At 71.8% G+C, this 404-nt stretch carries 1 protein-coding gene; it reads right to left on the bottom strand.

From position 1 onward, the window contains the following. Positions 1–116 precede the first annotated feature (116 nt). Positions 117–404 (bottom strand): hypothetical protein (locus I6F36_RS39230; RefSeq protein WP_225173322.1); only part of this gene is annotated, 288 nt, incomplete at its 5' end.

The following is a 404-nucleotide window of genomic DNA, read 5'->3' as shown; positions in this document are numbered from 1 at the left end:
AGCTGGTGGCCTGGGCCCGGGCGAACCCGGACTGGCTGGCCCTGCCCGACCAGGGCGCCTGATCGGACCGACGAAAAGGGGCCGGGCATCGTCGCCCGGCCCCTTCGTCGTGCGTCCTACTTGACGCCGCTGACCAGGTAGATCCGCGGCAGGATCGAGATGTTCGTGGGCGAGGCGTGCTCCGGCCACCGGCCGTAGTTGGCCGACGGGTTGCCCGGCTCGACCACCTCGACGCCGCTCCAGCCGGCCGACCCGAGGAAGGCGGGCAGGTCGTCCACCCCGAACTGCCAGGGGCTGTTGGCCTCTTCGAGCCGCTTGAGGAACTGCCGGGTGTACGGGAACTTGAAGATGCCGGTGCCGACCAGGTCGGCGGCGACACGGCTGCCCGGGGCGGACAGCTCGGC

The organism is Bradyrhizobium sp. BRP19 (assembly GCF_020194195.1).
GTDB lineage: Bacteria > Pseudomonadota > Alphaproteobacteria > Rhizobiales > Xanthobacteraceae > Bradyrhizobium > Bradyrhizobium yuanmingense.
Note: the sequence above shows the minus strand (reverse complement) of the source record. Positions and strands in the feature narration are given on the sequence as shown.